Consider the following 12,038-nt stretch of genomic DNA (forward strand, 5'->3'; position numbering starts at 1 on the left):
GGCCTGTACTTTGTTGTTCAGACAGACCGTCAGAATTAAAATTTTCGCCAGTATACCACAACTTATAAAAAACCAGGATATGGGGAGGTGCCAGCCTCTTTCACTCAACACAATGTCACAGAGAAGGACAAGTTGCTGCCTGTCCCATCCCGTTAAAAGTCAGTGCGCTGCAACTGCAGCCGCTCAATATCACTAAAAAATGAAATGATCTTGGCCCGACTGACACTGTAGATGAACTTTGTCCCATCGCACATTTCGGAATCAGCGATTTTTATCTGGGGTGATTTCAACTGCATGAATTCACAGGCGGCCTGCTCTTCACACGCAAGATCCCGCTCCTCATTCAGCGTTTTCCAATAATCAGCAAAATGATTGAGTGCTGTATCCAGTTGCTGGTAATTCTCCGAACTGAGCTCAGGACGAAGCACTTTCAATTCCTTTTTTCGTTCCGTCAGGAATGTGTTGAAGTTCTCAGCGTAGCTGTCTATCGCGGAATGACTGTAACAGGCCTGCTGGACATATCTCTCCTGCTGGGCATAGACATTATCGCTGCCCCGTTGCGAAGAACAGGCAGATGCCGCAAAGCAGGCAATAAAGACCACAAAAGACAACTTCATTTCACACACTTCCCGTTCCTGAATCCGGGCCGCATCAGCCTTTCTCGGCCCTTCAATATATAGAAAAGTATGTGTGAAATGCGCTGTTCAACACGTGTTAAGACCGCGATTTCTTAACACTGAGGCATCTTGTTCTTTCTTGAGAAACCGACGCCTGTGAAAACTACGTCTGTGGAACCTAGGCCTTAGGAACTCAGGACTCAACCTGAGTGGCAAGCTGAACGCTGTCCCCCAACTGAATATCTCCCTCAGACAGCACACGGCAGCATACACCACCACGCCATTCTGGTCTGAGTGCCTGAGTCATGCCCTGAAATTGCTCATCCATTCGGGGGCAGGGATCCGTCTCTCGTGTAATCTGAAGCTGTAAACTCCCAATAGAGATCACATCACCGACATTACGCTCGGAAAAGCGCATTCCTTCCACCAGCAGATTGGCTCGGCGGATGGTCCAGGGCAATGTCTCCCCCACTTCATCACATGCATCTTGCCAGGAATCAAGGGACAGGACCGTCACCTGCCGCTTGCCAGGTTTACCACGAAAGTCACCTTCGACACCGTTTTCACAGGTTACATTAACTTGATTTAATTCTTCCATAACAGCACGTGACGCTTTACGTCTGGCGATTCCAATTAACTTCATCCAAACATCTCCCTGGCGCTCATCAGAATACAGCATTAAACACTGGAAAATCTCATGCTGTACCGAATTCTTTACTTAGTTGGCAATGTGTAACCAACGCACTTTTTAACACTTTGATTACAATTAGAAGTGTTCGCCACTTCGTGTATGTAACGCATCTACTATACCCAAAAAAATCAGGTTGCATCGAAACTTATTGCAGCGCTAAAGATGGATGGGATAGCCGGGGTTAGCAATACACAATTCACAACTGTGACTTTTCTGCCCTCATGGTTTCGGGCAGTGACAAAAGGAGCTTGATATGAATGTTCAAGCCACAAGTATGCACCGCTACTTAGATTATCAGGGACAACTGCTCTCGCCGCTTCCGGCATGGGCGGATATCCCGACGCTGCAAGGCTTTTACAGGGACATGGTACTGACCAGAGTTTACGACAACAAAGCTGTCGCACTTCAGCGTACAGGTAAACTCGGGACCTACCCGTCTCATTTAGGATCAGAGGCCATAGGTATCGCTGTTGGCCGGGCACTCCGGCAAGACGATGTCTTTGTGCCTTACTACCGCGATATGCCTGCCATGTGGGCACGCGGAATAGCCATGGAGAAAAATCTCCAGTATTGGGGTGGCGATGAGCGAGGCAGTGATTTTGCATTTAACGACCAGCCCTGCCGTGATCTTCCCTTTTGTGTGCCAATTGCCACGCAATGTACCCATGCTGTCGGCGTTGCTGCCGCACTGAAAATCCAGGGGGGCCATCATGCTGCGCTGGTCACCTGTGGTGATGGCGCGACATCAAAAGGAGATTTCTTAGAATCCATTAACTGTGCCGGCGCCTGGAATATCCCTTTGGTCTTTGTCATTAACAATAACCAATGGGCGATCTCTGTGCCCCGCAAATTACAATGCGGCGCCGAGTTTCTGTCCGATAAGGCCAAAGGAGCCGGCATACCCGGCATCACAGTCGACGGTAATGACATCATCGCCATGTACGACATCATTATGAAAAGTTTGGATCGAGCGCGGAAAGGCAAAGGCGCCACCCTGATCGAAGCCGTCAGCTATCGTTTGGGTGATCACACAACCGCTGATGATGCCAGCCGTTACCGAAGCGAAGATGAGCTGCAGCAAGCCTGGCAATATGAACCCGTCAAACGCCTGAAGGCTTTCCTTGTCGCGCAGGATGCCTGGTCTGAGAATGATGAAAAACAGTGGCTGGCTCACTGTCGTCAGGTCGTGGAAGATGCAGTCGAACGCTATCTGGCGATTCCTCCTCAGCCCCCTGAGTCCGCCTTCGATTATCTTTATGAACAACCCACGGATGACATCCATCCCCAACGGGATGCCATTATCAATAAAGCAATGCGCATGCAGGGAGGCCGCCATGGCTGAGATGACCATGCTGGAAGCCGTCAACCTCGCGCTACATCATGAAATGGCCAAGGATCCGAATGTGGTCATACTGGGTGAAGATGTGGGCGATAACGGCGGCGTATTTCGTGCCACTGTCGGCCTGAAGAAAGAGTTCGGTTTAAAGCGTGTGATTGATACACCATTAGCTGAGTCTCTGATTGGCGGCGTTACCATAGGCATGGCAAGCCAGGGGCTACGTCCGGTTGCTGAGTTCCAGTTTCAGGGTTTTGTCTTTCCGGCACTAGAACACCTGATCTGCCATGCGGCCCGCTGGCGTAACCGTACCCGCGGCCGGCTCACCTGCCCTGCCGTTTTCCGAGCGCCGTTCGGCGGCGGGATCCATGCCCCGGAGCACCACTCCGAAAGTGTAGAAGCCATTTTTGCCCATACCGCGGGTTTGAAAGTGGTTATCCCTTCCTCGCCAAAACGTGCCTATGGCCTGCTGCTCGCGGCGATCCGCAGCAATGACCCTGTGATGTTCTTCGAACCCAAGCGTATCTACCGGACAGTAAAATCCGATGTTATCGATAACGGTGAAGCGCTTCCGCTCGATACCTGTTTCACATTGCGTAAAGGGCGAGATTTAACATTAGTTACCTGGGGAGCCTGCGTTGTCGAAAGCCTGGAAGCAGTGAACGAACTCTCAAAAATGGGCATTGAAGCCGAAGTCATCGATCTGGCATCGATAAAACCTATCGACATCAACACCATTATTGCTTCGCTGGAAAAAACAGGCCGCTTGCTGGTGGTGCATGAAGCCAGTAAGACCTGCGGTGTCGGTGCCGAACTGCTAGCACAAGTGTCTGAGAAAGCATTGTGCCTGTTAAAAGCGCCACCGATTCGGGTAACAGGTATGGATACCGTCATGCCTTATTACCGCAATGAAGCATATTTCATGATTCAAAAAGACGACATTGTCATTGCGGCCAAACAACTTGTGGAGGGATGGAAATGAAAACATTCTCCTTGCCGGATCTGGGCGAAGGACTCGCCGAATCAGAAATTATTGAATGGCATGTCAGTGTCGGTGATACCGTGGAAGTCGACCAGGTCGTGCTGACCGTTGAAACAGCAAAAGCCACCGTTGAAGTCCCTGCGCCTTACAGTGGCACCATTGTCAGTCGGCACGGTAATGAAGGTGATGTCATCTCCATTGGTAGCTTGCTGCTGGAGATCGACGAAACAAATTCAACCGATGCCAATACCAAAGAAACCAGTCAGCCAGAAAAGTCCCACCGGGCCGATGCCGCCACAGTGGTCGGCAACGTCTCCAATCACGCACAGAGCGTCAGTGCTGATGAGTTTTGGGTTGGCAGTCAGGTAAAACCGTCCTCTGAACATATCAGCGCCTTACCAGCCGCCCGGCTTTTGGCTCAGAAACTGGGGGTAAACCTCAGGCAGATCAACGGAAGCGGACCCAATGGCGTGATTGTCGAAGCCGATGTATACCGGGCCTGCGATCAGCAACTGCCCGGCACTGAAGTGCTAAAAGGCGCTCGCCGGACGATGGTCGGCAGCATGACAGAAGCCCATCAGCAAGTCGCCGCTGTGACCATCACTGAAGAAGCATTGCTGGACAAGTGGCCGAAAGACGAAGACATCACCACCCGGATTATTCAGGCCATCGTTTCTGCCTGTGAACAGGAATCAGCGTTGAATGCCTGGTTTGATGCCGAAACCATGACGCGCTGCGTCCACCAAAAAGTTAATATCGGTATCGCGGTCGACAGCCCTCACGGCCTGTATGTCCCGGTACTCAGAGATGCAGGCAGCCTGAATCCGAAAGCCATCCGACGCTGGATCGACGAAACCGCAGAAGGGATCAGAGCCAGAAAAATTGGCCGTGAAGAGTTTCAGCATGCCACCATCACACTGTCTAACTTCGGTGCGATTGCCGGTATTTATGCCACGCCTGTCGTCACACCGCCTCAGGTTGCCATCGTGGGCGCAGGCCGGCTCATTGATAAACTCGTGATGAAGGACAATAAGCCGCTGTCTGTGAAAGCCATGCCGCTGTCTGTCACCTTTGATCACAGGGCCTGCACCGGAGGGGAAGCAGCCCGGTTTGTCAGGGCCCTTGTTCAGCACCTGTCAAAACCGCATGGTTAACACATAAAAAGTTAACGCATAAAAAAACAGGCCAGTGCAAAGCTGGCCTGTTTTCATCTGTCTCGATTTTCGTTATTCGTCCGCTGACGGATCTGCAGGTTTTCTCTTCTTCGGCATAAAGACGTTGTCCCCAACCGCCATATTATCGTAGAAACGTTTATCCAGTTTCTTCTTCGGTTTAGACGCCGTTTTGGCTTTATCCTGCTGAGGCTTCGCCTTGGTATTCTTCTTCGGTTGATACGTTTTCTTCGGTGCAGGTTTCAGCCCTTTAAACTTACCTTCCAGTCCTTCCAGAGCGGTGAAACTGATTTGTTTCTGCAGGAAAGCTTCCACATTCTTAAAGCTTTTCCAGTCTTTCGGCCCCACCAGCGACACCGCATCGCCTTTATTACCAGCGCGGCCTGTACGACCAATCCGGTGAACATACTCTTCAGCATGCTTGGGCATGTCAAAGTTAATCACATGTGAGACTTTACTGATATCCAAACCCCGTGACGCAATATCCGTCGTGACCAGAATCTTGTGAACATTCCGCTCAAACTGGCTCATGATGTTATTACGCTGGGTTTGATTCAGGTTACCACTTAAGGCCACCGCTTTGAGTTTCCGCTCATTGAGCAACTCAGTCAGGCGGTTTGTGTCTTCTCGTGTCGCGGTAAAAATAATGACCTGGTCATAATTTTCCTGCTCCAGCAAACGGTCCAAAATAGCCTGTTTATGATCCAGGTGATCACACAAGATAAAACGCTGCTCGATATCACCATGATCCTGCGCCGCATGTCCAACGGCAATACGCTTAGGGTCATTGAGCATTTCAGATGCGATATCAATCACTTCCGGATCGTCTAACGTAGCAGAGAACATCAGCGTCTGACGGCGTCTGTGATCAGCGGCCTGGTGTATTTTGCGCAACTCCGGCGCAAAGCCCAGATCCAGCATACGATCCGCTTCATCCATGATCAGCATTTCCAGACCGTTCAGGTGCGTGCTGCGGTGCTCCAGATGGTCCGCTAAACGGCCAGGTGTTGCCACCACAAACATGGGGTCATTGCGTAGCGCTTTGACCTGATCATTGAAGTTTTCGCCCCCGACAATCAGCGTGCTGTCATAAGGTGTACCAGCATTCAGGGTGCGTAATTGTGCATAAACCTGCTTAGCCAGCTCACGGGTCGGCGTCAGAATAACCACGCGCGGATCACGCTTAGTAAAGGGTTTACCACGGTACATGCGCTGCATGGCCGGCAGCAAAAATGCCAGAGTTTTACCGGAACCGGTTTTCGAGGAAGCCAGCAAATCTTTTCCAGCAATCGCAACAGGAATGGCTTGCTGCTGGATTTCTGTCGCCTGCGAGAAGGCCATATGACTCAATTTTTTCAGCAGTCGCTGATCAAGACCAAGATCTTTAAAGTGCAAAGTATTGCTCCGGTAAAACGCTCTAAAATAAGACGATTTCCTGCTGATTGCCCGTGATCTGGCTCACAGCCGGAAGAAAATTTAGCGGCGGATTATACCATAGTTCTCTTGATTCACCACGACAAGATAACAAGACAGTGCACCACACGCTGCGATCACCGCTGCTTTGTCCAATCCTAATCAAAGGCTGGTCAGTCTGAAACAAAATGGCCTCAGCGGTTACTGAGGCCATTTTCGTCTGGTGATTATTGCGCTGTTAATGTTTCATCATCACGCGCCAATCACGCCACCGTCTTCACGGGTAATCATCATGATGGTCGAGCGCGGTTTGGTGTTCCCACCGTAAGGGAAATGCGATGGTGCACCTTCTTCGCCCGGGTGCTGAACACCCACAAACATCGTTTTGTGATCCGGTGAGAATGTCAGCCCGGTAATTTCACACGCGACCGGTCCAGTCAGAAACCGGCGCACTTCGCCTGTCATGGGATCGCCACACAGCATCTGGTTATTGCCCTGCCCGGCAAAATCCCCTTTGTTCGAATAGTTGCCATCCGTCTGAATCCACAAACGACCTGCGCTATCGAACCCAATACCATCCGGGCTGTTGAACATATTGCCGGTGTTGATGTTGTCGCTGCCAGCGTACAAGTCACCATGATGGACACTCGGGTTGCCCGCTATCAGATACAGATCCCAGACAAAGCCTTCACTGGTGTGGTCGCCATTCAATGGCATCCAGCGCACAATCTGACCGTAGTGATTTTTCGCCCGCGGATTCGGCCCACCCACTGGCTGACCTTCTTTCCCACGGTTCTTGTTATTCGTCAATGTACAGAATACATGCTTGTTGTCCGGATGTACGGCGACCCATTCAGGGCGATCCATCGTGGTGGCGCCGACCTGAGTGGCAGCACGACGGGCAAAAATCAGCACTTCGGCCTGATCGTTAAAGCCATTATCCGGTGTTAACCCATGCTTGCCGAACGTCAGTTCAATCCACCGTCCCTGACCTTTCAACTGATCGTCATTCATATCGAACCGGGCAACATAAAGTGTACCTTCTTCGAGCAACTTGCGATTCGCTGCATCGTTGCCATGCTGATAACGGTGCTTAGAAACGAACTTGTACAGGTGCTCGCCGCGCTCATCATCCCCCAGGTACACCACAGCATGGCCGTCTTGATTCAGTGTCAGCGCCGCATTTTCATGTTTAAAGCGGCCTAATGCCGTGCGCTTCATTGGCGTTGACTGCGGATCATTTGGATCGATCTCGACGATCCAGCCAAAACGGTTGGCTTCATTCGGGTTTTTCAGCACATCAAAACGTTCATCATGCTGATGCCATTTGTAGTCGCTGGCTGATGCAGAAATGCCATAACGGGCCTGATCTGCGTTTACTTCACCTTTTTCATCACTGCCGAAGAAATCATCAAAGTTTTCTTCACAGGTCAGATAAGTGCCCCAGGGCGTTTGACCGTTTGCACAGTTATTGAACGTACCTAATGGCTTGGTTCCTGCCGGATCAGCTTTGGTCTTCATCAGTTCGTGACCCGCAGCCGGCCCTGTAAGCATCATCGGGGTATTGGCTGTAATACGGCGATTTCGTTTGCCGCTTTTATCGATCACCCACTGTCCATTTTTGCGCACGACTTCCACGATAGTCACGCCGACAGCCGCCTGTGCCTTACGCACATCATCAGCCGTCATGTTGTTGCCTTTATGATCGAACAAGTACTCGTAGTTGGTGTATTCATTATTGATAGCCAGAACACCGCGGTCTTCACTGATAGCAAAAAAGCTCATACCATCCGTGTTATCACCAAACTGACGCTCTTGTGCCCGTGAATCCTGTTTTCCGCTTTGGTCAAATTCAGGTGCACCAGGAAAGATCGGATCGCCCCATGACATCAGCGGGGTTGCCTTATAGCCTTTTGGTACCACTACTGTGTCAGCGGTAGAAACGGGCACAGGTTCAAAATTCAACAGCGAGGATGTAGGTGAAGCAGCCACGGCTTTGGCTACCGGGTTTAATGCCAGAAATGCCCCGGCACCAGCGGCAGCGGTTCCAGTCAGAAAATGACGGCGCGATAATCTCGCCTCAATCATTTTTGTTAGTTGCGAGTCCTGCTCATCACGCTTCCACATCGTATGCTCCTTATTATTCTTCGCATATCCAAATAGATTTAACGAGCGGAGCATATGCACTAAATCTTACAAACACATGAAAGTTATATGTCTTAACGATGAAAAGGCATTGAAAAGTAGCGAGTTAGCGTATCACGCCTGCATAAAAAAACGGCTCATGAAGAGCCGTTTTTACATTGGACTGAATCCGATCAGTGACTGTCCGGATATCCTTGCGGGTTTTGAGACTGCCAGCGCCAGGTATCAAGCGTCATTTGATCCACAGTACGGGAAGCTGTCCAGTGCAGTTCTTTCTTTGCTTTACTTGGATCTGCCCAGCATTCTGCAATATCACCGGGGCGTCGCGGCGCGATCTGATACGGCACCGCTTTCTCTGAGGCTTTTGCAAAGGCTTCAACCATCTGTAAAACACTCAGACCATTGCCCGTACCCAGATTGTAAATATGCAGGCCGGCTTCTTTGCCTTTGTGCGTCAGTGCAGCGACATGACCATCTGCCAGATCGACCACATGGATATAATCACGCACACCTGTACCATCCACTGTTGGGTAATCATCGCCAAATACAGAAAGGAATTCCCGACGGCCCACAGCGACCTGAGCAATAAACGGCATCAGATTATTGGGGATGCCTTGCGGGTCTTCACCCATTTCCCCTGACTCATGCGCCCCAACCGGATTGAAATAACGCAGCAGTGTGATGCTCATTTCAGGATGAGCATGCTGGATATCCGTCAGGCACTCTTCGACCATCAGCTTACTGCGGCCATAAGGATTGGTTGCACTGGTCGGGAAAGATTCCAGAATCGGCACGCTTGCCGGATCGCCATACACTGTCGCCGAAGAGCTGAAAATAATGCTGTTCACACCGGCTTTACGCATTGCTTCAACCAGTACCAGTGTGCCGTGAACATTGTTGTCATAGTATTCCAGCGGCTTTGCAACCGATTCACCGACGGCTTTCAAGCCTGCAAAGTGAATCACTGATTCAACATCATTCTCACGAAAGACTTTATCCAGAAAAGCACGATCACGAATATCACCTTCAAAAAACGCTGGTCTGACACCGGTCAGTTTTTCAATTCGCTCCAGCACGGTCTTCTTACTGTTGTACAGGTTATCGACAATGATCGGAGTCATTCCCGCTTCTATCATTTGTACGCAGGTATGACTGCCTATATACCCCATACCGCCTGTGACCAGAACGCGCATACAATCTCCTTGTTTTTTGCTTCTTCATTTTGCTGCAGATGCTGAGTATATCAGAGAATCTTACACCGTCATCAGACGCATTCCCTGTGGCGCTTTCAATGAGCTGCCAAACAGATATTTTCTTTTGAATCAATCTCAGGCGATGCATGTTCACAGCGATAAACACTCTTATCCGTGTTCAGTGTTACACTGGCTGACACATTCAGTTATCCAAACATATAGAGGCAATATGACATCACAGACCCTGTGCCAGTGGAAAGGCTTTTCCGTAGAACAAGGCACACACCAATTGCCGGATGGACGCGACATCACTTTTACCACAGTCCGCCATCCGGGCGCTGTGGTGATTGTGCCGGTCACGGCGCACGGGGAACTGGTTCTGTTACGCCAATACCGCCCTGCAATCGGACGCTGGATTCTGGAATTCCCGGCAGGCACTCTGGAAAAAGGAGAAGATATCGCCTGTTGTGCGAAACGGGAACTGGCCGAAGAAACACAGCTCGCCGCCAGTGATTGGCAGGCATTGGGGGAACTTCTGCCGGTCCCTGGCTTTTGTGATGAAGTGCAGCATGTCTTTCTGGCCAAAAACCTTTCTCCAGCCCAAGGTGAACTTGATTCAGATGAAATTCTCGAAGTCGTTACGCTGACAGTGAACACTTTTCTTGAAAAGGTGAGCCGGAATGAGATTCAGGATGCTAAAACACTGGCCGTGTTTCTGAAATTACAGGTTATGGGGCTCATCTGACGACAATCAGTCATTGTCGTATTCCAGACCCCCGGCTTTATATTGCTCACTTTCACTGTTAGCTATATAGCGAACAAATGTAACCATCGACATTATGTTCGCTATATAGATAACTTTTACGTAATCAACTACACTGTTTGCTATATAGCGAACAGGATTTCAAAATGGCCAACCGAGAGAGCATAGGTAAAGCAATCGCTACGGCGAGAAAAGCCAGAGGCGCGACACAGAAAGCCATGGCAGAACAGACCGGCATTAACAAAACCACCCTGTCAGAAATTGAAAACGGCCGCTTTACCGGCTCTCTGGACATTTTCGAGCGCTACCTGGATGCCGTTGGCTTGCAATTGCAGGTATCACCGAAGCAACATCAGTTACCTGACTGGGATGATATTGACACACTGTTTGACGAGGATTGAGCATGACCCTGGATCACCTGCCCGCCAAAATAGAAAAGATAACTGTGTGTCTGGATGAAGATGAATTAGGTGTGTTAACACACGGTTCTGTTCACCATTATCAGCCAATACAAACTCGGCGCCATGTCTCCCTCACCATGACAAAATCCAACCTGGATGGCTATGCCTCCGGCGCACTACACCCTATTTTTGCGCAGAATCTGCCTGAGGGCTTCAATCGCCGGTTCATTGCTGAAAAACTGGCAAGATATGCCCGGGTCAACGACATGTACCTGCTCGCCCTGCAGGGTGAACACAGCATCGGTATGCTCAGTTACCGAAGTGAATTGCAACTTCCCGAGGCGGATTCGGTATCCCTGACTGACATTCTGACTTATCAGGGCAGCACGCCTTTATTCCCGCAACTGCTCGAGAAATATTATCTGCGCAATGCGCTGGCCGGTGTGCAGCCTAAAGTCAGTATTCCCAAAACCGACCGAACAGTAGAACAAAAAGATCTGATTGTTAAATCCTTCGATACCGAGTTTCCGTTGCTGACGGTCAACGAATATGTCTGTATGGAAGCAGCACGCTATTGCGGATTAGAACCGCCAGCCACCTATCTGTCTGACAATATGGAAACCTTTATTGTCGAACGTTTTGATAAACCAGAGGGCCAGTTACTGGGATATGAAGATTTCACGACCTTGTTGAAAAAGCCCAACAACCCGGATGCCAAATATACCGGCAGCTACGAAACGCTACTCAAAGCAACCCACCTGTACACCAATAGTTTGGCTGAGGTGGAAAAAATGTATCGATACATTGTTTTCAACTGCCTGATCGGCAACGGTGATGCACATCTGAAGAACTTCGCATTGCAATACACACAAGACATGAAACACATCTTTGTTTCCCCGCCTTTTGATATCACTCATACCCTGATTTACGACACCATTGACAATAAAATGGCACTGAAGATGGCGAACAGCAAAGTCTTCCCAGATAAGCACCATCTGTTAAAGCTGGCTGAGTCCACCAGTTTCAGGATTCGGCAGGCTGATAAGATCATTGAAAAACTGGCACACGACATCAAAGACTATATCAATCGCTCCGATGAAATCCGGTTAATGGAAGGGCTGAAAGCCTCCATCGACAAGTCAGTTTCTGGGGCCATGGTGTCCAGCTATAGCGCAAAGTCGTACCGGCACGACAAAAAACGTAAGTTTGAATAATTCGCCTGAAACAGCAATATATTTCCTCAAGCAGATTTAAACAGGACATTACCCTATTCATTTCACAAGTCAAAATGTTAAATCAATGTTCTGTTCGCATGTATATCAGAG

General features: G+C 49.8%; 11 protein-coding genes. 6 read left to right on the forward strand and 5 right to left on the reverse strand.

All coding sequences use genetic code 11. The annotated features are described in order from the left end of the window. Window positions 1–152 precede the first annotated feature (152 nt). The gene (locus LN341_RS20655) at window positions 153–617 is read right to left on the reverse strand and encodes a hypothetical protein (protein ID WP_234205606.1); all 465 of its coding nucleotides are present in this window, start codon (window positions 615–617) and stop codon (window positions 153–155) included. A gap of 193 nt (window positions 618–810) precedes the next feature. Then, complete coding sequence (locus LN341_RS20660) at window positions 811–1,260, reverse strand: MOSC domain-containing protein (protein WP_046220942.1); 450 nt, start codon at window positions 1,258–1,260, stop codon at window positions 811–813. A 301-nt stretch (window positions 1,261–1,561) separates the two neighbouring features. Here LN341_RS20660 and pdhA point away from each other — a divergent pair, with 301 nt between their 5' ends. Genes pdhA through LN341_RS20675 form a run of 3 tightly spaced genes read left to right on the forward strand, consistent with a single transcriptional unit; the run spans window position 1,562 to window position 4,780 of the window. Then, window positions 1,562–2,650, forward strand: coding sequence for a pyruvate dehydrogenase (acetyl-transferring) E1 component subunit alpha (gene pdhA / locus LN341_RS20665; protein ID WP_046220905.1), 1,089 nt, complete (start codon window positions 1,562–1,564; stop codon window positions 2,648–2,650). Then, on the forward strand, window positions 2,643–3,626 hold the full coding sequence (locus LN341_RS20670) for an alpha-ketoacid dehydrogenase subunit beta (RefSeq protein WP_234205607.1): 984 nt from the start codon (window positions 2,643–2,645) through the stop codon (window positions 3,624–3,626). Before pdhA ends, LN341_RS20670 begins: the two co-directional genes overlap by 8 nt. Then, window positions 3,623–4,780, forward strand: coding sequence for a dihydrolipoamide acetyltransferase family protein (locus LN341_RS20675; protein WP_234205609.1), 1,158 nt, complete (start codon window positions 3,623–3,625; stop codon window positions 4,778–4,780). Before LN341_RS20670 ends, LN341_RS20675 begins: the two co-directional genes overlap by 4 nt. Window positions 4,781–4,852: 72 nt before the next feature. Here LN341_RS20675 and LN341_RS20680 read toward each other — a convergent pair whose 3' ends face one another. From LN341_RS20680 to galE, 3 genes are all read right to left on the reverse strand, one after another. Then, window positions 4,853–6,193, reverse strand: a complete 1,341-nt coding sequence (locus LN341_RS20680; protein WP_234205611.1) for a DEAD/DEAH box helicase — start codon at window positions 6,191–6,193, stop codon at window positions 4,853–4,855. Between the two features lie 270 nt (window positions 6,194–6,463). Beyond that, window positions 6,464–8,338 carry a PhoX family phosphatase gene (locus tag LN341_RS20685; protein ID WP_234205613.1) on the reverse strand — a complete coding sequence of 625 codons (1,875 nt, stop codon included), beginning with the start codon at window positions 8,336–8,338 and terminating at the stop codon, window positions 6,464–6,466. A gap of 191 nt (window positions 8,339–8,529) precedes the next feature. Beyond that, a complete protein-coding gene (gene galE / locus LN341_RS20690) occupies window positions 8,530–9,549 on the reverse strand; it encodes a UDP-glucose 4-epimerase GalE (protein ID WP_234205615.1) in 1,020 nt (339 codons plus the stop codon). A 229-nt stretch (window positions 9,550–9,778) separates the two neighbouring features. Between galE and LN341_RS20695 the strand changes: the two genes are divergently transcribed. The 3 genes from LN341_RS20695 (at window position 9,779) to LN341_RS20705 (ending at window position 11,927) form a co-directional block, all read left to right on the forward strand. Further along, a complete protein-coding gene (locus LN341_RS20695) occupies window positions 9,779–10,294 on the forward strand; it encodes an NUDIX hydrolase (protein WP_234205617.1) in 516 nt (171 codons plus the stop codon). 164 nt (window positions 10,295–10,458) lie between these two features. Beyond that, on the forward strand, window positions 10,459–10,713 hold the full coding sequence (locus LN341_RS20700; RefSeq protein WP_046220912.1) for a helix-turn-helix domain-containing protein: 255 nt from the start codon (window positions 10,459–10,461) through the stop codon (window positions 10,711–10,713). A 2-nt stretch (window positions 10,714–10,715) separates the two neighbouring features. Beyond that, window positions 10,716–11,927 carry a type II toxin-antitoxin system HipA family toxin gene (locus tag LN341_RS20705; RefSeq protein ID WP_234205619.1) on the forward strand — a complete coding sequence of 404 codons (1,212 nt, stop codon included), beginning with the start codon at window positions 10,716–10,718 and terminating at the stop codon, window positions 11,925–11,927. The last annotated feature ends 111 nt before the right edge of the window (window positions 11,928–12,038 follow it).

Origin of the sequence: Photobacterium sp. TLY01 (assembly GCF_021432065.1) — a bacterium.
In the GTDB taxonomy this organism is placed as follows: Bacteria; Pseudomonadota; Gammaproteobacteria; order Enterobacterales; family Vibrionaceae; genus Photobacterium; species Photobacterium halotolerans_A.